General features: G+C 42.9%; 22 protein-coding genes. 6 read left to right on the top strand and 16 right to left on the bottom strand.

Translation table 11 applies throughout. The features are described 5' to 3' along the window. Positions 1 to 92: 92 nt before the first annotated feature. Entirely contained in the window at positions 93 to 1,295 is a 1,203-nt protein-coding gene (locus MHH63_RS11840; RefSeq protein WP_036677382.1) for an MFS transporter, read from the bottom strand. A 90-nt stretch (positions 1,296 to 1,385) separates the two neighbouring features. Next, positions 1,386 to 2,153 carry a DUF1836 domain-containing protein gene (locus MHH63_RS11835; protein ID WP_036676915.1) on the bottom strand — a complete coding sequence of 256 codons (768 nt, stop codon included), beginning with the start codon at positions 2,151 to 2,153 and terminating at the stop codon, positions 1,386 to 1,388. A gap of 114 nt (positions 2,154 to 2,267) precedes the next feature. Here MHH63_RS11835 and MHH63_RS11830 point away from each other — a divergent pair, with 114 nt between their 5' ends. Beyond that, on the top strand, positions 2,268 to 3,578 hold the full coding sequence (locus tag MHH63_RS11830; RefSeq protein WP_076126650.1) for a hemolysin family protein: 1,311 nt from the start codon (positions 2,268 to 2,270) through the stop codon (positions 3,576 to 3,578). 51 nt (positions 3,579 to 3,629) lie between these two features. Here the strand turns inward: MHH63_RS11830 and MHH63_RS11825 are convergent, their stop codons facing one another. From MHH63_RS11825 to MHH63_RS11815, 3 genes are read right to left on the bottom strand one after another with little or no spacing between them, the layout of a single operon-like run. Continuing rightward, positions 3,630 to 4,163 (bottom strand): GNAT family N-acetyltransferase, encoded by a 534-nt coding sequence (locus tag MHH63_RS11825; protein WP_341171565.1) that lies wholly within the window; start codon positions 4,161 to 4,163, stop codon positions 3,630 to 3,632. Positions 4,164 to 4,187: 24 nt separating this feature from the next. Continuing rightward, positions 4,188 to 4,616 carry a GNAT family N-acetyltransferase gene (locus MHH63_RS11820; protein ID WP_076126653.1) on the bottom strand — a complete coding sequence of 143 codons (429 nt, stop codon included), beginning with the start codon at positions 4,614 to 4,616 and terminating at the stop codon, positions 4,188 to 4,190. Between the two features lie 25 nt (positions 4,617 to 4,641). Beyond that, a complete protein-coding gene (locus tag MHH63_RS11815; protein ID WP_036677380.1) occupies positions 4,642 to 4,995 on the bottom strand; it encodes a VOC family protein in 354 nt (117 codons plus the stop codon). 191 nt (positions 4,996 to 5,186) lie between these two features. On the opposite strand from MHH63_RS11815, the gene MHH63_RS11810 reads away from it, so the two are divergent. Beyond that, entirely contained in the window at positions 5,187 to 6,503 is a 1,317-nt protein-coding gene (locus MHH63_RS11810) for a TrkH family potassium uptake protein (RefSeq protein ID WP_076184980.1), read from the top strand. A 54-nt stretch (positions 6,504 to 6,557) separates the two neighbouring features. Here MHH63_RS11810 and MHH63_RS11805 read toward each other — a convergent pair whose 3' ends face one another. Further along, complete coding sequence (locus tag MHH63_RS11805) at positions 6,558 to 6,836, bottom strand: hypothetical protein (protein ID WP_076126655.1); 279 nt, start codon at positions 6,834 to 6,836, stop codon at positions 6,558 to 6,560. A 178-nt stretch (positions 6,837 to 7,014) separates the two neighbouring features. Between MHH63_RS11805 and MHH63_RS11800 the strand changes: the two genes are divergently transcribed. The 3 genes from MHH63_RS11800 (at position 7,015) to MHH63_RS11790 (ending at position 9,931) form a co-directional block, all read left to right on the top strand. After that, positions 7,015 to 8,247, top strand: coding sequence for an aminopeptidase (locus tag MHH63_RS11800; RefSeq protein ID WP_036676902.1), 1,233 nt, complete (start codon positions 7,015 to 7,017; stop codon positions 8,245 to 8,247). Between the two features lie 44 nt (positions 8,248 to 8,291). Next, on the top strand, positions 8,292 to 9,521 hold the full coding sequence (locus MHH63_RS11795; protein WP_076126659.1) for an aminopeptidase: 1,230 nt from the start codon (positions 8,292 to 8,294) through the stop codon (positions 9,519 to 9,521). A 227-nt stretch (positions 9,522 to 9,748) separates the two neighbouring features. Further along, positions 9,749 to 9,931, top strand: coding sequence for a hypothetical protein (locus MHH63_RS11790; RefSeq protein ID WP_076126661.1), 183 nt, complete (start codon positions 9,749 to 9,751; stop codon positions 9,929 to 9,931). A gap of 74 nt (positions 9,932 to 10,005) precedes the next feature. Here MHH63_RS11790 and MHH63_RS11785 read toward each other — a convergent pair whose 3' ends face one another. The 10 genes from MHH63_RS11785 to MHH63_RS11740 form a co-directional block, all read right to left on the bottom strand. Further along, the gene (locus tag MHH63_RS11785; RefSeq protein ID WP_339168005.1) at positions 10,006 to 10,698 is read right to left on the bottom strand and encodes an AlkZ-related protein; all 693 of its coding nucleotides are present in this window, start codon (positions 10,696 to 10,698) and stop codon (positions 10,006 to 10,008) included. A gap of 30 nt (positions 10,699 to 10,728) precedes the next feature. Continuing rightward, entirely contained in the window at positions 10,729 to 11,301 is a 573-nt protein-coding gene (locus MHH63_RS11780) for a TetR/AcrR family transcriptional regulator (RefSeq protein WP_076190237.1), read from the bottom strand. Then, the gene (locus MHH63_RS11775; RefSeq protein ID WP_341171564.1) at positions 11,302 to 12,018 is read right to left on the bottom strand and encodes an MBL fold metallo-hydrolase; all 717 of its coding nucleotides are present in this window, start codon (positions 12,016 to 12,018) and stop codon (positions 11,302 to 11,304) included. A 98-nt stretch (positions 12,019 to 12,116) separates the two neighbouring features. Further along, positions 12,117 to 12,584 carry a DUF6773 family protein gene (locus MHH63_RS11770; protein ID WP_341171563.1) on the bottom strand — a complete coding sequence of 156 codons (468 nt, stop codon included), beginning with the start codon at positions 12,582 to 12,584 and terminating at the stop codon, positions 12,117 to 12,119. 2 nt (positions 12,585 to 12,586) lie between these two features. Beyond that, positions 12,587 to 12,790: a helix-turn-helix transcriptional regulator gene (locus tag MHH63_RS11765; RefSeq protein ID WP_036676881.1), complete on the bottom strand. Its 204-nt coding sequence runs from the start codon at positions 12,788 to 12,790 to the stop codon at positions 12,587 to 12,589. 1,084 nt (positions 12,791 to 13,874) lie between these two features. Further along, positions 13,875 to 14,477, bottom strand: a complete 603-nt coding sequence (locus MHH63_RS11760; protein WP_076099095.1) for a nitroreductase family protein — start codon at positions 14,475 to 14,477, stop codon at positions 13,875 to 13,877. 223 nt (positions 14,478 to 14,700) lie between these two features. Next, a complete protein-coding gene (gene pstB / locus MHH63_RS11755; RefSeq protein WP_036687516.1) occupies positions 14,701 to 15,477 on the bottom strand; it encodes a phosphate ABC transporter ATP-binding protein PstB in 777 nt (258 codons plus the stop codon). Between the two features lie 38 nt (positions 15,478 to 15,515). Continuing rightward, entirely contained in the window at positions 15,516 to 16,412 is an 897-nt protein-coding gene (gene pstA / locus MHH63_RS11750) for a phosphate ABC transporter permease PstA (RefSeq protein WP_076184366.1), read from the bottom strand. Beyond that, a complete protein-coding gene (pstC, locus tag MHH63_RS11745) occupies positions 16,409 to 17,311 on the bottom strand; it encodes a phosphate ABC transporter permease subunit PstC (protein ID WP_036687519.1) in 903 nt (300 codons plus the stop codon). The genes pstA and pstC overlap by 4 nt, the downstream gene beginning before the upstream one ends. Positions 17,312 to 17,401: 90 nt before the next feature. Further along, on the bottom strand, positions 17,402 to 18,337 hold the full coding sequence (locus tag MHH63_RS11740; protein ID WP_076126671.1) for a phosphate ABC transporter substrate-binding protein PstS family protein: 936 nt from the start codon (positions 18,335 to 18,337) through the stop codon (positions 17,402 to 17,404). A 328-nt stretch (positions 18,338 to 18,665) separates the two neighbouring features. Between MHH63_RS11740 and MHH63_RS11735 the strand changes: the two genes are divergently transcribed. Beyond that, positions 18,666 to 19,556: a LysR family transcriptional regulator gene (locus tag MHH63_RS11735; protein ID WP_341171562.1), complete on the top strand. Its 891-nt coding sequence runs from the start codon at positions 18,666 to 18,668 to the stop codon at positions 19,554 to 19,556. Positions 19,557 to 19,590: the final 34 nt, after the last annotated feature.

The raw sequence follows: 19,590 nt of genomic DNA, 5'->3' as shown, positions 1-19,590 counted from the left end.
TGGTCATCCATACAGGACGACAACATCGTTTCTTCTTGATATTTTAGCATTGTTGATAGATTAACATCAAGTATGTAATGCAGAATCTCACTTTAGAGAAGCTCGGTTCCCTTTGTTTCTTTGCCAAGGAACAATACCGCTAATGCACCGATAATAATCGTTACAAAAAATAGCATAAAGATCGAGCCAATCGCCATAGATTTACCTACTAGAACCCCTACCAGCAAAGGTGCGATAATGCCCCCAATCCGGCCAAAGGAAGTTGCTAAACCAGCGCCTGTGGAACGAATAGCCGTTGGGTACAGCTCTGGCGTATAAGCATACATGCCACCCCAAGCGCCAAGATTGAAGAAGGATAAACAAATTCCTGCAGCCATCAGCATGCCTTCAGTAGTCGCATTTCCGAACCATGCAGCGCTAACTGCAGTGAACAGCATATAGATGACTAGGACAAATTTACGTCCGAACTTTTCAATAAAGTAAGCGGCAGTAAAATATCCAGGCAGCTGAGCGAGCGTCATAATAAGCACATACTCGAAGCTTTTGACCAAGCTGAAGCCTTTAAGTACCATAACTGTAGGCAGCCATAGAAACATGCCATAATACGAGAACACCACCGTAAACCATAAAATCCACAACATAATTGTAGAACGGCGATATTCTGGCGACCATACGGTAGCGATTCGTTTCTTTAAGGAAACGGGTGCCTTTTTAATCTCAGCAAATTTCGGTGAATCATCAATCGCCCGTCTTAGATATAAAGCGTAGAGTGCAGGTACAGCCCCAATTCCAAAAGCTATACGCCAGCCATAATCAGGGATAATGAAGAACGCGATTAATGCCGAAGCAATCCAACCGACTGCCCAAAAGCTCTCCAAAAGCACAACCGCACGGCCTCTCTCCTGAGCAGGCATGCTCTCTGAGACCAAGGTAGAAGCGACAGGCAGCTCTCCGCCAAGACCAAACCCAGCAATAAAACGAAGCACACAGAGGATCGCAAAGCCTGTTGCAAATGCAGATAATCCGCTTGCCGCCGAGAAAATAAGGAGTGTCCACAGCAATACCGGTTTACGGCCAAAGCGGTCTGCTAATATCCCTGCCGCTGCAGCACCTACTGCCATACCGACGGAATTAATACTAGTCAATATACCGATCTGCTCCGGTCCCAGATTCCAATCCTTAGCTAAAGCTGCTACAACAAAAGAAATCATTCCGACGTCCATCGCATCGAACATCCAGCTCAAGCCAGCGCTGAAGAGTAATTTCCTTTGTTTCGGATTCCGCAGCAGTGTCATTTGATTCACTTCGAAGCCCCCTTATTTCAACCTGTTAACCAATAAACTTACTTTTGATTGTTTCACTTATACATTTTAAAATTGAAGTGCTCAAAAATCAAGAAATAAAGCAGCATTAAAGTATTGCCTAGCCAGCGATTGAAAATAACAGGTCTGCACAGAAATTGTGGCGATAAGCAGCATATTACGAACGGATTCTCTCTGCGCTCTCGATAAATGTGTCAGCCGGTTAATTACACGATCTATAGAGCTTTTTAACGAGGTATCTTCTTTCCAAGAGAACTCCTTGTGCAACACTTGATCTACTTTACATTGCGTCTGAATCGATGGATTGCTTTTGATCTCCTCAAAAAGCCCTGCATAGGCGTAATACAGCTTGGCCGGTTCAATTAGATCATCATCATCGCGATCCGGCTTTAGGAACATTAGCTGGAACAGTTGGCGGATACTTTCAAAGTTAAGAGCGGATTTGAGATCATCGATAATAAACAAAAGCGCCGCCTGATTAACCGAATATTTCTTTCCTTCTTTAGGCGAACCGAGATATTCCTTGAAGTCGCGCTTGACCCAATTTTGCATAGCTGTGACGGTCAATGTGGAATACTCTATAAGATGGCCCAATGAAGCAATTTCACCAAGTGAAAAGCCTTTTACATGGCCACCTTTAATGATCTTTTGTAATATGGGTGGAACATTGGTTGATAAAAAAGCGGGTAACGAAGTCCCCTTTTGTAATTCTTCACGGTGAAACTTTGCCCATGCCTCTTGGAGGATATTCAGCGGTTTCCGGTCTGACAATCCGGTCAATGAGAGCAGTAGACTGGACATCTCCACACGAGTCAATGCAAATGATTCCATATCTGTTTCCCTCCACCATTTGATATTTTACTAAAAAGTTCGTAGAATAGTTCATAAGAACTCATAATAATGAGTATAACCTATTTTAGGAACGAAAGGGATGGTAAAGATTATATGGGTATAGGACTTAGTTTGACGTTGGTGGTTATTTTGATTATTTTAACCGCTTTTTTTGTAGCAACAGAATTTGCATTGGTGAGACTTAGAGGTAGCCAGATCAGTCAAATGGTGCTTGACGGAAAGAAGAATGCCTTGGCAGTACAGAAGGTATCCGCTAATCTTGATGGCTATTTATCCGCTTGTCAGCTCGGGATTACTATCACTGCGCTGGGTATTGGTGCACTGGCAGAGCCTGCATTCGAACAGTTATTGCTTCCTATTTTCGACTGGGCCAATATCAGTTCTAGTGTGAGTCACCCTCTTGCGTTTTTACTCGCATTCATCATTGCAACATTCTTGCACGTCGTTGTCGGAGAACTTGCTCCGAAGACGGCAGCTATAAACATTCCGGAAAAAATCGGTCAAATTACTTCACCGCTGATTATTTGGTTCTACAGAATTTTGTACCCTCTCATTTGGTTCATGAACGGTTCCGCTAATATGCTTGTTCGTCTTTTTGGGATGAAACCAGCTAGTGAGCATGGAGACGCGCATAGTGAAGATGAGATTCGTTTGATCCTGTCCGAGAGTTACGAAAGCGGGAAAATCAATAAAGCCGAATATGGCTATGTTAACCGAATCTTTACTTTTGATGAGATGCTCGCCAAAGAAATCATGGTTCCGCGAACCGATATGGTATGTCTTTTCACCAATCATTCGTTGAAAGAAAATTTCGAAATTATCCGCAAGGAGCAATATACTCGTTTCCCTGTGGCACAAGGCAGCAAGGATAATATTATCGGAATGATCAACACGAAACAGCTCTATTTGCAGTATGATAACAATCCTGATTTTGATTTCCATAGTTTAATTCAACCCGTACTGACAGTATCTGAGGTGACACCGGTCAAGAATCTTCTAACTCGTATGCAGTTGGAGCGTGTGCATATTGCCTTGCTGCTTGATGAATATGGTGGAACATCCGGTCTCATCACGATTGAAGATATTTTGGAAGAAATCGTTGGTGAAATCCGTGACGAGTTTGACGGTGATGAACGCAGAGAAGTCGAAAAAATAAGCGATACCAACTATCTGTTCGACGGTAAGGTATCTCTGTTAGAGGTCAAGGATCTTACAGGGCTTGATTTCGAAGATGAAGAAGTGACCACAGTTGGAGGCTGGGTATACAGTCATATCGCAGATCCAGCCATTGGCAAAAGTATTGTTCGTGACCATGTAACATTGACCATCCGCGAGATGAACAGATACCGTGTCCGCAAGGTTGAAGTTGTTATCGAACAATCAAGCAACACTGAATCATCATAAATCACGAAATCATAACCTTTATTCATAAAAAAAAAGGATAGGGTCATCAGATTAAATCTGACACTCTATCCTTTTTTCTTTTTGGAGAATTTTGCTCATATAATACTCATCCACCCAATCACCATCGACAATAAGAGATTTCCGCTTCGTCCCTTCGATTTCAAACCCGCTCTTGGTATACAGCCCCAAAGCAGCTTGATTATGGGTCATGACGGATAACTCAAGACGAACAATCCCATTGTTCATAGCCCAGATGTCCATCTCACGGAACAGGCCAGCCCCAATCCCATTCCCCTGATATTGTTTCTGAATCCCAATCACTATGTACGCGCTATGTCTATTGCGTCTAACACTTCCACCTCTAACAGACAAGTAACCTGCCAAATGATCGTCAACCTCTGCCCCTATAAGAATTGAAGTTTCTGCTGCCAGAAAGCTTTCGAGCATTTCTTTGACCTGACAAAGACTAGCTTGTCTTTCATCCGGTTCCAATAACATAAATTTGGACTCTTGGTCTAACTGATGCTGAAGTCGAAGCAATTCACCTGCATCCTCCGGCACCAGTTCTCTAAGTGTAACCATCATATCATCACTTCCAATCGTAAATAACTATAAGTACTTCTTGAATACCTTACTGGAGCTGCTATCATAACCAAGAATTTCGTAGAAACGATGCGCTTCTTCTCTCTTTGCAGCACTTGATAACATAATCTTAAGGGCTCCCTTGGAGATCGCTACATTCTCGGCATGTCTCATTAGCATTGCGCCATACCCTTTTCCTCGTACTTTTTCAGCCACAATGACTCTTTCTATGACAGCAAAGGGCCTATCGTCACACAAAGCATCCATACAAAAATGAAGATGTAACGACCCGACAATTGTTTCTTGTTCTTCGCACACATATAGAAAACTCTCCGGATGATCTGCTATCTGCTTCAGCCGCTCAGGAGATACATGAATAGCTGGATGCTCAGGCAGCAAAATCCGATAAAGTTCTTCAATGTAGGTAGCGTCTTCGGTCCTAGCTTCTCTTATCATTCGTCTACTCCCTTCTATACAACGATTAACAACGACAGACCATGATCACATTTCCATCGGGATCTTTAAAATTAAACCAATGATCATGCTCAATATCCGTGAGAATCTCTCCTCCGTTGGCCTTTACATAATCATAAGCAGCATCAATATCCTCGGTGTTAAGATGAAACGAAGGGATGTTTAGAACAGATTCAGCGGTGTAAATCTTACTGTCCAAAACGATGCCCGGTCCCTGCATAGGGACAACATATAAATGACCGAATAATACCTCTCCATCTAATGGGAGTCCAAGCAATTGGCAATACCATTGTTTTGATTTCTCAATATCCTTTACCGGAATAAAAACAGCACCAATCTGATTCAGAATCGGACTTATCATCATTAAGAAAGCCTCCTCTTTTAAGTTGACGGATAGGGTGTTATTCTAGAATAATTCGATAAAATATGTCAATTACCTCCCTCCATTTAGGGAAGGGCTGGTAAGTTGTGTTATAATTCTGTGAGCATTACTCCAATATCACGTACGTCAGGAGAATTACATTGGCTAACCTGAACTTCGGTGGTTTTAAAATGACCCCGCCCAAAGTTTTATCACTAGGATTCTTAATCCTTATCACTGCCGGGACTTTTCTGCTTAGTCTCCCGGTCTCCTCAACATCCGGACAAATATCCTTTATCGATGCCTTATTTATGGCGACTTCAGCCACTTGTGTAACAGGCCTTGCGGTCATTGATACGGGAACTCAGCTAACTACCTTCGGACAAGTTGTTCTACTCATTTTATTTCAAATCGGAGGATTAGGCTTTGTAACGATGGCTACTTTGATTACCTTGGTCCTTAATAAACGGATATCCTTGAAAGAGCGAATCCTTTTGCAAGAATCCATGAACCAAAATTCGATGCAGGGAATTGTACTCTTAATCCGTAGAGTCCTGATCTATTCTCTTGTTATTCAGCTGTCGGGGGCCGTGTTGTTTGCTGGAAGGTTTATGATGGATATGCCCTTTGGGAAAGCAGCATATTATGGGATTTTTCACAGTATATCTATCTTTAATAATGCAGGCTTTGATCTCTTCGGTGATATTCATGGGCCGTTTAGCGGACTTACTCGTTTTGTAAATGATCCCATTGTTAACTTCACCTCAATGAGTCTCATATTTCTTGGAGGGATTGGTTTTATCGTTCTGTCTGATCTTATGGACTTTCCTAAACGCAGAAGACTCACTCTTCATTCAAAGGTTGTTCTTTGGACTTCTCTTATATTGATTGTTATTGGTGCGGGGCTGTTTTTTTTACTGGAGTTTAATTCTACGCTGAAGCCCTTGAGTGCAAGCGGAAAGTTTTGGGCGACCTTTTTACAAGCGGTAACTCCGCGATCTGGTGGTGTCACCACCATTGAAGTTCCACTTTTACGACAATCCACACAATTTCTAATGATTCTATTGATGTTTATCGGAGCTGCACCTGGGTCGACGGGTGGAGGAATCAAGATCACTACATTCGCCGTACTGGTTACTGCAGTAGCTGCGCGATTACGGGGGAAAGAAGATATTGTAATGTTCCGCCACCGGATCGCTAAAGAAAATGTATATAGAGCCCTTACTATTACATTAATGTCTCTTATGCTGCTTGTCATCGCTACGATGTTATTATCCTTAACCGAGAGCGCTGAATTTCTAACTGTACTTTTTGAAGCAGTATCTGCTTTTGGAACCTCAGGCTTATCTATGGGCCTTACTCCGGAACTGACTACGGCAGGAAAGGTTCTAGTGATTATCCTGATGTTTATGGGCCGGACCGGACCACTTACACTTGCTTATGCTTTGAAACCAAAAGGTAGTAAAGAACTGTACCGTTACCCAGAAGGTAAGATAACGATTGGATAATCATGATATGGCCAGCGGCTACCAGATAATGCCGCTGGCGTCATATCAGTAATATTATTGTTCTTCCACGATTTCTTGTTGATCAAGTGCAGCATCCAGCAACTGATTGTACACATCATCGTTATTCTCCAGCAATGCATCCGTTTCTAAGAACTGTTCCTCGCTCCCAGGCTCACCCGCAAAGCTTAGACTGTAATCCCATTCCGTTCCTCTTGTACTGAAGAAAGTAATTTCATATGGAGCCTTATGATTTTCGAGAGTGAATACAGTCCTCCCTACATAACTTTTATCTTCTTTACGGCTCATTTCAGCACTTACGATCTCTAAATTCATCCACTTATCTTCCTTCCTATCATCAAATCAGCTACCCTTTCAGTATATCATTGAAATGAATGTAATTCCTTCTCTTTGCACTGTAAATTCCACGTAATTGACTTTTTTCATCCGGCGGTTAATAATTTAGTACAATGCTTGTAAAGTACTAAACTATTAGTAAATGGAGGAAATTACAATGACTGATTTTCAGGCTAAGCTTAGTAAATATGCAGATTTAGCTGTACAAATAGGTGTTAATGTTCAACCCGGGCAAATTCTAGTGGTGAATGCACCGATTCTTGCCGCTGATTTCGTACGTCTAATTACCGCTAAGGCATATGCTATCGGAGCAAGTTTAGTTAAGGTGAACTGGAGTGATGCAAGCATTACACGCCAACAGTTTGAACACGCTGCACCAGAGGTATTCACTCAGCCTCCTACTTGGTACGCAGGTGAAATGACTGAATTCGCCGAAAAAGGTGCGGCTATCCTTAACGTGATCGCTGAAGATCCTGATGCACTTAAAGGTATTGATCCAGTACGTATCTCCAATTTTCAAAAAGTACGAGGAGCTGCCCTCACCAAATATCGTGAAATGCAAATGTCCGACAAAGTGAGCTGGAGTATTGTAGCTGTTCCTTGTCAAGCTTGGGCGGATAAAGTATTCCCTGAGGTTCCAGCCGAAGAACGTGTAGATAAACTCTGGGAAGCCATTTTCCACACTGTGCGTCTTGACCGTGAAGATCCAGTAGCTGCATGGCAGGAGCATCTTGACACCTTGGAGCAAAAAGCGAATGTACTCAACGCAAAAAAATATAAAAAGCTGCATTACATAGCACCTGGCACTGACCTTAGCATCGAGCTTCCTGAAGGCCATATCTGGGCACAAGGAGACAGCATTAATGCAAAAGGTCATTCTTTTGTAGCCAATATGCCTACCGAAGAAGTCTTCACTGCACCACTAAAGACTGGTGTTAATGGCACTGTAAGAAGCACAAAGCCACTTAGTCATGGCGGCAACATCATCGATGGCTTCTCTATTAGCTTTGAGAACGGCCGTATTATAAGTGTTACTGCTGAGCAAGGTCAAGAAGCGCTAGAGCACCTCATTAGCATGGATGAAGGAGCGAAATACTTAGGGGAGGTTGCCTTGGTTCCTCATAAATCCCCTATTTCTGAATCCAACATTCTTTATTACAACACATTATTTGACGAAAATGCTTCTAATCACCTTGCTATAGGTATGGCTTATGCCTTCTGTTTAGAAGGCGGTAAAGACATGAATCCAGAGCAGTTAATTGAGCATGGCCTCAACAATAGTGTAACCCATGTGGATTTCATGATCGGGTCAGCTGAGATGAACATTTACGGGATAACTGCTGATGGAACTGAAGAACCTGTCTTCCTGAATGGAAACTGGGCGTTCTAATTTAAGCACACAAGAGATACAGGATATTGGGAGGAATAGAAACTATGTTGGATTTCAAGCAAAAGCTGGAGAATTACGCATTGCTGGCCGTGAAGATTGGCGTTAATATTCAACCGGGTCAGACACTCGTTGTGAATGCAGATATTGTATCCGCAGAGCTTGTGCGACTTGTGGTTCGTAAAGCCTATGAAGCCGGCGCGAGACTTGTAAAGGTAAACTATAGTGATGAAGTTGTATTACGTACACGTTATGATCTTGCTCCATCTGATTCCTTCCTGGAGCCGCCGCAGTGGCAAGCCGATGAATTAGAGGATCTTGCTAAAAAGGGAGCCGCATTTCTAACCATTATCTCCGCTGACCCAGATCTTTTAAAAGGCGTTGAACCTGGAAGAATTGCAGATAATCAACGTATTTCTGGGCAGACCCTAGCACCTTATCGTGAGTACTTAATGGGGAATCATGCGAGCTGGAGCGGCCTTGCCTTCCCATCAGCCTCTTGGGCGGCAAAAGTGTTCCCTGACGCTCCATCAGAGCAGCAGGTTGAACTATTATGGGACGCCATCTTTAAAGCCACACGTGCGGATCAGGAAGATCCTATTGAAGCATGGAGCCGCCATTTAGATGGACTCAAAACTCGTTGCGCTTCCTTGAATGAAAGTAAGTTTCGCAAGCTGCATTATACAGCACCTGGTACAGATTTAACTATTGAGTTGCCGGAAGGACACATCTGGTGTCAGGCAGGAGCTGTGAACGGTAAGGGCGTCCCTTTCCTAGCCAACATTCCAACGGAAGAAGTGTTTACTGCCCCTCTGAAGTCTGGTATTAATGGTAAAGTGAGCAGCACTAAGCCACTTAGCTACGGCGGCAATCTAATCAATAACTTCACGCTGACCTTTGAGAACGGTAAAGTGATTGATTTTACTGCTGAAGAAGGCGCAGAAACTCTGGCATCACTAATCGCACTGGATGAAGGCTCTTCCTATCTTGGTGAAGTTGCTTTGGTGCCTTTCCACTCTCCGATTTCTGAGAGCGGTATTCTTTATTACACTACGTTGTATGATGAGAATGCCTCCTGTCATTTGGCTTTAGGTGCAGCTTATGCCTTCACAATTCAAGAAGGAATTACGATGACTAAAGAACAGCTGTTGGAAAAAGGAATGAATCAAAGCCATACCCATGTTGACTTTATGATGGGCTCACCTGAAATGAATATTGACGGAATTAACGATGATGGAACAACAGTACCTATCTTCCGTAATGGGGATTGGGCTTAAGGCTTAAACAACACCCGTTAGATCCTAGATAGAACCAACTTCAAACAACCCGCTTAGCTCTCTAATTAGAGAGTAAGCGGGTTGTTTTTGTTTTAACAGCAACATTTCAGGTGGTAAGATGCCCAAATTTGAATAAAAGTTCAATATTTGTTCACACTATTGTTGATTTCCGTTCACAAATATGTCACAATACAGTTAAGGATTGAATTTCCAAGGAGGGGATTATCATGTTGAGAGACCCAGTATCCAAAGAAGTTGACAGCCTCGAAGAAGAACAGCTAGAAATTCAACCACCGGTAGATTCAAGAATTGTTGCATCTAATGCTATTAAATACACTGCCTATGTTATGCTGCTTTTTGGATTCTTGTATTTCCTGATTGCTTACTTGGCGCCTATGTTGGAACCTTAATGTGATGGATATAATTTTATTGGAAAACGCTTACGGTTAATCACTCTCTATGGAGCAGTGATTAACCGTTTTTATTAATTCCATGAGAATGCTTTGTTTGTCCAAGCTATTGCTGTTGGCGACCATACCCCGTTCATCTTCGTTTGTATCCAAGCTACGGCCTCTTCTCTATCCCCTTCAAAAGCGGATAAACCGTTATCTGACATCCAGTGACTGACCGTCTCGAACGAGGTGCTGCTCCAACCATTTACATCACCTTCATCATTCAGGCGTTGGTTGATGCCTGAGATCACCATATCTAACGATCCTTGCAGCTCAGTAACCGCGTTATCGAAGGCTGTTTTCTTTTCTTTTGCCTTCATATCAGCCTCTGCCCGAAGTTTACGTGTATCAATGCCTTCATGTTCACGAACAATCTGCAGTAAGGTCACAGCTTCTTTACTAGCCAACCCATCCTTATACCGCTCTTCAATAGATTTGGTACTGCCTACTGCTGCTACAAATGCCGGGAACCACTCCCTTGAGACCAAAATAGCCTTTTTCTTAATAAACTTTCCGTATCCTGCAAGGCCCTCACCTGGAAACTGCGCACGCCATGACCACGGATCTAAATCTGTCCCAGTATGCCAATTCTCGGGCTTAGTCAAGCCGTTTAAAGACGGGTGCCCGGGAATCAGCGCAGCAAGCGGTAAAATCCCCAATTTCGCAATAATCTCTGCTGTTTCCCCATAAGTGGTGACACTACCTTGTTCATATTCCTGACCCATTTGTTCATCATCTCCTAGATCTAATCTAATTTAATCTGATTTCATATTTCCAATTCCGGTTATAAAAGTGCTAATCAAGCGGGTTAGACTCTCGTTAGTATCGAGCGCCATACCAAATCCACCCTTTTGCTCCAAAGAGGCGAATCCATGTAGGATACTCCGTAATCCCCTTACGGCATGAAGTTCTCCTTCTTCACCTAATTGATAACTCTTCATCACCTGAATTATAAACTGCAAAATATGCTCACCAGCCGCTTCAAGCTCCGTGTTCTCCTGTTCAGGCGCTCGTAGTGTAGTCTCATACAAACCTGGTCTACTTCTAGCAAAATCCACATATGCTCGGCCCATCGCGTGTACAGCAGCATCTCCATTTAATCCCTCAGCTGCGTTCGACATGCATGTAAATAATAACTCTAAACCGTAAATGGCGAGCCCAGTCCGCAAATCCTGCAGGCCATTTATATGGTTATATAGTGACGGGGAACGAACACCTAGTTTAGCTGCTAGTGCAGCCAAGGTAACAGCTTCTATACCTTCAGCATCGGCAATTTCTGCTGCTCTAATCACTAGCGTGTGACGATCTAATCCTGCTCTAGGTGACATTTAATTACTCCTATCCTGAATCATTTGTGCCTTACGTATGGCTTTCTCCATCTCCTGCTTTGGCGCTTTTAGTAAGTTGCCGTGACCAACAGCAAGTAAAACTGGAGAGAACTCTAGAAGCTTAATCGCACTATTCAGAGCTTGTGCTTTATTCCATGTAGCCATTGCTGGAAAAGGAAACAGGGGGATGATGGTTCCAGCCACCGCAGTTCCCCGGAAGGTCTGAAGAGCATCCCCCACGATTACAGCACCGCTGCGTGAATCAAGGAAAGACATAGAGCCAGGGGTATGTCCTGGAGTGTGAATCGCTGTTAATGATCCAATGGTATCCCCTTCGTGGAGAAGGACATCTGGCTTGGTAGCTATCTTCTTCGGCACGCCTCCCTTAATAGGGGTCTGAGGTTCTCCTTCCCGAAGTGAACGATCTCCATGAAGTAATGCCGAATCTCGCTCAGAGATGTACACCTGAGCCTCTGGACGTTGCTTTTTCAGTCCATCCAGTGCCCCAATATGATCATCATGCGCATGCGTTAAGATTATGCGTGTAAGCTTCTTATTTAGCTTCGCTTCAGTCTCCATAATTCCTTTTAGACTAAATGGCATAGCGGCATCTATTAAAGTCAATCCATCGTTTTCCTCAATAATGTAACAATTCACTGGAAAAAAATTAGGCATCCAAGTCAACTGCAATAAATGACCTTCACGTGTTACTCTCATCCTTACCCCTCCGATAAACTAATGGTATTAGCTTAAATATAAACTAATGAGATTAGTTTTGCAAGAAGTGGTTATCTTTAATATTTAATCTTTAATCTTTAATTCTCAATGTTCTTGTCAGCATTTTTGTTGGATTTATTAATTATGTACCACATCGCCCAAGTGACCCCTATGAAAAAAACAACCGCCCCCACGAGAGTACTCGATATATTTTTTCTAATATCCACTTCTCCCGCTTCTCTAAAATCAAGCAAAAATGTTAGCGTGGCCCAAATAATCGTGCTGATAACTCCCGATATTAAATGAATCTTCTTAAACCGTCTGAGTTCTCCATCCTTACTCGGCAGCAGGTATATCCCATCTTTGACACAACGAACGGTAACATACAAGGAACCTAACAGCATAATCCCAAAAGTATCAACCCAATATTTGATGTCCCACTCCAGGATAAATACTTTTACCAAAAGGCTAATCATAAATCCCACTAACACAATCAACAATCCGTGCGTACTAAACTTCTGAATTTCTGTGATAATTCGTTCATCTTTAATCTTTGGCCCTTTCACAACTAATCCTCCCAAAAAATATCGTTTAATGACGTATCCAACGCCTTGCAGATGGCTATGCACAGCTTAATCGTCGGGTTATAGTTACCAGCTTCAATCAAGCCGATCGTCTGCCGTGTAACCCCTACAACTTCCGCTAACTGTTCTTGGGAAAGATTCTTTTGGATCCTAGCCAGCTTCAACTTGATGTTTTTGTTCTCTCCCACTCCATAACCCCTTTTAATGTTTGTCATGCATTCCATTTTCCACCATTGTAATCTATATCGGTCATTATGTACATTATATATTGCATTTAATTGGTGGGATCAACGTTTGACTTTAGGATCGACGTGTCATATTAGGGGCAACGTTTCATATTAAGATCAACGTTTCATATTAGGATCCAGACTTCATTTTCCATTCCCTCTCCGTCAGGAAATACTTTCTCCCCACCGTTGGATCAAATGGTGAAGAGTGATTGTAACTGAGTCCATAGCCAGTCAGTTGCGATGCCTAACTCGCCGCCTTTGCTAGTATGTAAGCACACTTTTGCCAATGGTTCGGACTCAGTTGATCTTATTTCACCATTTCAAACGTTTTAGGCGAGCTATCGGACTCAGATGCAGCTATTTACTCAAAACCACACTGATTCTGCGACGTTACATGGTAATAAGAGCTATGCGGTCCGATACATCTGCAAAATGACTCAAAAAGCTCAAATAGCTGTTATACGGTCCGTAACATACTGAGGGTCTTTAGTTAGTTTGGGTAGTTTAGGTTAGTTTGGAGTTAGTTCACATATTCGCCGTTGCATCGGACTGAGGAGTCCTTATTTCGTAGATTTGCAGCTAATTGACGTGCTATCGGACCCAGTTGCAGCTATTTACTCATAACCACACCAATTCTGCACAGTTACATGGTAATAAGAGCTATGCGGTCCGATAGATCGGCAAAATGACTCAAAAAGCTCAAATAGCTGCAATACAGTCCGATACGGAGATCAGTAGGAAGCCCGCAGGAGGTCAGTAGGAGATCATTAGGAAGTAAGTAGAAGGTTGAGCCACATCAGCAGAGGAACCAGCAACGAAACGTGATCAGCACCTAGCAGCCCTTCCCCCCTCACCCGACTACGGCTAGTCTAAGCAACAAAAAAAGCATCCCTAAGGATACTTTTGATCTTTCGATGCTAATGATCTTTCGATGCTTATGTCTTTCGATAATTATGATCTTTCGATCTTTTTGATCTTTCGACGCTTTTTCGATATTTTTGATCTTTCGCCGCTTTTAATATACGAATGCCTTCGACTTTCCTTATTCCACTACGCCATTCTCTGGATAGAAGTCTACGATCTTCAGCAGCTCCGAAGCGTCTGTGCGTGGACGGCTGTCAGGTACAGTCTCCGGATATCCGGCATGAATCATGGCTACAATTTTTTCGCCGGGCTTCACACCAATTTTAGTGCGGAATTCAGGGTTGTTGATGTATGGATCAGTCTTCCAAATTGTCCCTACACCTTGCTCCCAAGCTGCGAGCTGGAAGTTCTGTACAAGTGCGGACGCTGCTGCAAAATCCTCGTCCCACTCTCTCTGCCGAGGATCTTCAGGCATCACTACGATTACTGTTAATGGAATATTCGAGATATATTCTTTACGTTTAGCAGCCACTTCTGGATCAGCTATAGCACGTTTCACAAAAGCAAATGCAGATTCAGCTAGGAATTTCGAACCTTCCCCTTGAAAAGCAATAAATCTCCACGGCTCACGCACACCATGATTCGGTGCCCATACCGCTACATTTAATAATTCCTCTAAAAGGCCTTGTGGAAGTGGATCTTTTTTAAAAAGCTTAATCGAGCGTCGTTCTTTTATTATTTCGGCCACACTATTCTGTTGAGTCTGTTGAGATTGCGTCATAAGATCCACTCCCTATTATAGTAATAATGATAATCATTATCACAAATGATACAGCATCTTTCTACCTTTTGCAAATAACAGGTAACCTTTCGAATCACAGTTAATTTCATATAAAAACAACCGATATACTTCGCAGAAACTTTCGGATGTTATTGTTTCTCTGCATATTAACTTTTGAATTCACAAAAAAAACACCGTTCCTGAAGGAACGATGTTCACAGCTTCAGCCGAATCGGCCCATGATATATTCTTGCGTCATTTGATTCTCTGGATTGGTAAAGACTTTATCCGTCTTATCATATTCGACAAGGGAGCCAAGATAAAAGTATGCAGTATAATCAGAGATCCGAGCTGCCTGCTGCATATTATGTGTCACAATAACGATGCGAAGCTCTTCTTTTAACTCCTTGATTAGCTCCTCTACTTTACCTGTGGAGACCGGGTCTAGAGCTGATGCTGGTTCGTCCAAGAGCAGAATTTGCGGGTTAACCGACAACGCTCTAGCAATACAAAGACGCTGCTGTTGTCCACCGGAAAGTGCAAGCGCTGAATCTTTTAAACGATCCTTTACCTCATCCCACAATGCTGCTTTGCGAAGACTGCTCTCAACAATCTCATCAAGAGCCTTTTTACCTTTAATGCCATGATACTTAGGTCCAAAAGCGATGTTATCGTAAATCGATTTATAGAACGGATTTGGCTTTTGCCATACCATCCCGATCTTCTGACGCAGCTTAATCACATCCGTACCCGGAGCATTAATATCCACTCCATCAATCCAGATGCTTCCTTTTGTTTTTGAGCCAGAAATTTCGTCATTCATCCGGTTCAAAGAACGAAGAAAGGTTGATTTACCGCAGCCGGAGGGGCCGATCAGTGCAGTAACCGTATTTTCAGCAAATGGAAGGCTTATCCCCTTTACTGCCTCATATGTTCCGTAAAAAATACTCAGGTCTTCGGTTTGAAAAGATTCACGCACTGCTGTTGCCGACGTTCCCATCGATTACTCCTCCTACATCTCTACTTTAATTTGTATGATTAGTTCATTCTTTTTGAAGCTGTAAGCTTACGATAAATAAATCTTCCGAAATAACGTGCTGCCAGATTGAAGATTAACACCATAATTACAAGCACCGCCGAAGCTCCCGCAGCAATTTGTGCAGCGTCTGGAGCTAGACCTTCACTGTTGACCTTCCAAATGTGGACAGCCAGCGTTTCCGCTGGACGGAAGGGATTCAGTGGTGAATTCGCACTAAGTGGATTCCAGTTGGTGAAATCCAATCTTGGACTACTCATCCCTGCTGTGAACATCAACGCAGCTGCTTCCCCAAAGACACGACCAGCGGACAAGATAGTACCTGTAATAATTGTAGGTAATGCTACCGGAAACAACACCGAGGTAACAATTTTCCACTTGGACAATCCTAGTGCAAAACCGGCCTCTTTTTGTTGTTTTGGAACACTACGGAAAGCTTGCTCCGTAATCCGCACCATCAGCGGTAGATTAAAGACCGTCAATGCCAGCGCACCGGAGATTAAGGAGAAGCCTAGATTGAAATAGTTAACAATCAGCAATAGACCAAACAAGCCGACTACGATGGAAGGGAAAGATGACAATACTTCAACAATCAAGCGAATAAAGCCGGTAATCTTACCGGGACGAGCATATTCCGCCATATAAATACCGGCACCCAGTCCAAGCGGAACTGTAATAATAAGTGTCAGTACTAACAGGAATAAGGAGTTAAATAGCTGCGGTCCGATCCCTCCACCTGCACGAATCTTTTGCGGTGCGGAGAAAAGAAAATCCCAACTGATATGGCTTAAGCCTCTAAAGAGGATATATCCCAAAAGTCCAAGTAGAATGACAACGATGAGCATCGCGAAAAATACAATAAGACTGGTGGCAATTTTATTTACGGTTCTCGGCTTCAAATTTTATTTCTCCTTTCAAGCATTCTCACAAAGAAGACAAATACGAAAGTCATCAGCATGAGAACCAATGCCATACTCCACAGTGCATTATTGTGAGGTGAGCCCATGGTCGTGTTCCCCATACCGAGTGTGATCACACTGGTCAAGGTAGAAGCTGACTCAAAGAGTGATTTTGGTACGAATGGCGCGTTCCCGATAACCATTTGTACAGCGAGTGCTTCACCGAAAGCACGAGCCATTCCCAATACAATCCCTGTCATAATGGCAGGAAAGGTTGTTGGAATAATCACCCGCGAAATCGTCTGCCACCGGGTGGCACCAAGCGCATAGGAAGATTCTTTTAAGTTTTGCGGCAATGAAGCCAGCGCGTCTGCAGCCACGCTTGTAATCGTCGGAAGAATCATTACCGAGAGCACAAGCGCGCCTGCAGCTACCCCGATGCCTTGGCCCGGCAGGTTGTTGCGTAGAAACGGTACAATTACACTTAATCCGATGAAACCATATACTACCGAAGGAATCCCTGCCAAAAGCTCAATAACAGGTTGAAGTAATTTTTTGCCCCACCCTGGAACAATCTCAGTCATAAATAACGCAGCGCATAAGCTAAGTGGACTAGCAATCAATGCGGCAAGCAAAGTAACCAGGAAGGAGCCCGAGATAAATGGAAAAGCTCCGAAGGAAGGCGTATCCGCTTCAGGCGACCACTTTGTACCGAAGAGAAATTCAGAAACGGTAGCATTGCCACTTGTGAAGGTTGAAATTCCTTTAGACGCTACAAAATATACCATCGATACAATGATTGTTATCAACAGTAATACACAGAAGGACATATAAGTACGTCCAACAAAATCTTCAATATGATGTTTTTCGAATCGTGAGTTCTTTAGTTTCACCCTCAATTGCTCCCTCTTTCTAAAGTGAAAAGAGAGGCAGATGTATCCGCCTCTAATCACTTGAGATTCTAATCAATAACATTGCCTAGAATTAAATTACTTAGCGGTAACAGTTCCTGCAACGTCGCGAACAACTTGCATTTTAACAGCTGGGATGTATCCAAGTTCAACAACTTCACCTGTTTGCACTTCGTCAGTTAAGAAAAAGTCGAGGAATGCTTTTACTGTTGCATTAGGTTCACCATTTGTGTACATATGCTCGTAAGCCCATACTGGGTATTTACCAGAAACAACATTGTCAACAGATGCTTCTACACCGTCAAGACTAAGTGTTTTAATGGAATCATCCAGGTAAGAAAGAGCAAGGTATCCGATTGCCCCTGGAGTTTCACCGATCATTTTCTTAACCGTACCGGAGGAATCTTCTTGAATCGAACCTGGGATATCTTCTGTTTTGGTTCCAAGTGCAAAGCTTTCAAAGGTAGCACGAGTACCGGAGCTGCCTGGACGGTTGATGATTTGGATTTTTTGATCCGCTCCGCCGACTTCAGACCAGTTAGTGATTTTACCAGTGAAAATGTCCACCAGTTGTTGTTTAGTCAAGCTATCCACACCAGCATCAGGATGAGATACTGCTGCGATCGCTACTACTGCTACTTGATGATCTACGAGTGCTGCTGCTTTTTCCGCATCTGCATCTTTTAATTTTTCTTCTGCGAATACGTCAGAGTTTCCGATATCTACTTGTTTCTCAGCTACTTGAGTAAGACCAGTACCACTGCCACCGCCTTGAACTTGAATGTCCACGCCAGTGTTTTTATCCATGAAATTCTCTGCTACCAGCTCAACCAAGGGTTGTAATGCTGTTGAACCTGAAGCCAGAATCGAACCACTTATTTCAGCGCCGCCGCTTCCTTCGTTAGTTGCTGCAGCGTTTCCTCCTGTGTTGTTTGCCCCGCCGTTACCGCAAGCCGATAGTGCCAGTACGCTTGTTAAAGCCAAAGTCATGATCCATGATTTTTTGAATTGCATTGTTTTGTCTCCTCCTAAATGGTTTGTTAGCATGGCTCCCTGATCAGTTCATACCAAACTGGCTTCGAAAGCTTTAACATGGTGTTGTGGAGCTTGGCCCCCATATGCATGGTTACTGTAAAAGTTCATCAAACGCATATGTTATATGTTGTCCGGGACTTCTTGGCCCCTCTGACTCTTCTTATTCTAGAGCTCGTTCGTTAGAGAAACTTCTTATCTTTGTAAAGCGAACGAAAAAAATACCAATATAAAGTGTATATCTGTATAGATATAATCTATAATGGAGATATAATTTATAATCCAACTTAGCATTATGTGGAGGAAAGTCATGAATATTATGAAATTGAACATCGTAGTTCTAATTGAAAAATATAAAAAAGTAACCGATGTAGCCGCAGAATTAGGCCTTAAACAACCTACTGTATCTTTTCATATGAAGAATCTGGAGGCTGAGCTCGGAACCTCTCTATTTCTTTACCGAAGCGGAAGAGTACTGCTTACGGATGCTGGACGAGCCCTTTATCAATACGCCCTCAAAATCGTCTCTCTCACAGCAGAAGCTGAACGCACAGTTAAACAATTTTCTTCCCCCTCAAAAGGAATATTAGAGCTGGAAGCCAGTTTTATTCCTGCAACTTATATTTTACCTAATGTGTTAATCCAATTCATGAAACTCTATCCGGGGATTAACAACTCTTTGACTGTTCAAAGCGATGCTTTGTTACGTGAGCGTCTCCGTAGTCGGGATATTCAGATGGCCATTTTACATACTGCGGATTGGCAGGACGAATCTTTTGATTTTCAGCTTATTGTCCGTGATGAACCTGTCCTAATTTTTGCAACTGGTCATCCATTTGAAGGCCTAGAGAAATTAACACCTGAACTAATTGCCAATGAGCCGTGGATTCAGCATGAGCAAGGATCTTGTTTACGAGGGTATGCCGATCAATGGGCACAATTCAATCAAATCCGTTTATGGAACCGATCCGAGTTGAATTCTCCAGAAGTGATTAAACAGTTAGTTAGCGGGAGTGATTGTGTTGGTATTTGTTCTAAAGCGGCGGTTAAAGCTGAGATTGAGCTAGGCAAGCTTAGCTATGCTAACCTGCCAGGGATTCTGCCTGAAAGCGGCGGGTTTGTGCTCGGCTGGCGTAAAGATCATATTTTAACACCGTTGCAGCAATCCTTTGTTGATATAGTAACGACTCTTGATCTTTAAAAAAACAAGGAAGCTTCTAAAGCCGCAAACGGTT

The organism is Paenibacillus sp. FSL H3-0310, assembly GCF_038002785.1.
In the GTDB taxonomy this organism is placed as follows: Bacteria; Bacillota; Bacilli; order Paenibacillales; family Paenibacillaceae; genus Paenibacillus_AQ; species Paenibacillus_AQ odorifer.
This window is presented reverse-complemented; position numbering and strand designations above follow the sequence as displayed.

Bases quoted from the DNA above. Each gene is read 5' to 3' on its own strand.
- MHH63_RS11795 (WP_076126659.1), top strand. From the start codon at position 8,292: ATGTTGGATTTCAAGCAAAAGCTGGAGAATTACGCATTGCTGGCCGTG.
- MHH63_RS11810 (WP_076184980.1), top strand. From the start codon at position 5,187: ATGACCCCGCCCAAAGTTTTATCACTAGGATTCTTAATCCTTATCACT.
- MHH63_RS11825 (WP_341171565.1), bottom strand. From the start codon at position 4,163: ATGATGGTTACACTTAGAGAACTGGTGCCGGAGGATGCAGGTGAATTG.
- MHH63_RS11815 (WP_036677380.1), bottom strand. From the start codon at position 4,995: ATGATAAGTCCGATTCTGAATCAGATTGGTGCTGTTTTTATTCCGGTA.
- MHH63_RS11780 (WP_076190237.1), bottom strand. From the start codon at position 11,301: ATGTCACCTAGAGCAGGATTAGATCGTCACACGCTAGTGATTAGAGCA.
- MHH63_RS11785 (WP_339168005.1), bottom strand. From the start codon at position 10,698: ATGGGTCAGGAATATGAACAAGGTAGTGTCACCACTTATGGGGAAACA.
- MHH63_RS11775 (WP_341171564.1), bottom strand. From the start codon at position 12,018: ATGAGAGTAACACGTGAAGGTCATTTATTGCAGTTGACTTGGATGCCT.
- MHH63_RS11840 (WP_036677382.1), bottom strand. From the start codon at position 1,295: ATGACACTGCTGCGGAATCCGAAACAAAGGAAATTACTCTTCAGCGCT.
- MHH63_RS11835 (WP_036676915.1), bottom strand. From the start codon at position 2,153: ATGGAATCATTTGCATTGACTCGTGTGGAGATGTCCAGTCTACTGCTC.
- MHH63_RS11760 (WP_076099095.1), bottom strand. From the start codon at position 14,477: ATGACGCAATCTCAACAGACTCAACAGAATAGTGTGGCCGAAATAATA.
- MHH63_RS11790 (WP_076126661.1), top strand. From the start codon at position 9,749: ATGTTGAGAGACCCAGTATCCAAAGAAGTTGACAGCCTCGAAGAAGAA.
- MHH63_RS11735 (WP_341171562.1), top strand. From the start codon at position 18,666: ATGAATATTATGAAATTGAACATCGTAGTTCTAATTGAAAAATATAAA.
- MHH63_RS11740 (WP_076126671.1), bottom strand. From the start codon at position 18,337: ATGCAATTCAAAAAATCATGGATCATGACTTTGGCTTTAACAAGCGTA.
- MHH63_RS11830 (WP_076126650.1), top strand. From the start codon at position 2,268: ATGGGTATAGGACTTAGTTTGACGTTGGTGGTTATTTTGATTATTTTA.
- MHH63_RS11820 (WP_076126653.1), bottom strand. From the start codon at position 4,616: ATGATAAGAGAAGCTAGGACCGAAGACGCTACCTACATTGAAGAACTT.
- MHH63_RS11805 (WP_076126655.1), bottom strand. From the start codon at position 6,836: ATGAATTTAGAGATCGTAAGTGCTGAAATGAGCCGTAAAGAAGATAAA.
- pstB (WP_036687516.1), bottom strand. From the start codon at position 15,477: ATGGGAACGTCGGCAACAGCAGTGCGTGAATCTTTTCAAACCGAAGAC.
- MHH63_RS11800 (WP_036676902.1), top strand. From the start codon at position 7,015: ATGACTGATTTTCAGGCTAAGCTTAGTAAATATGCAGATTTAGCTGTA.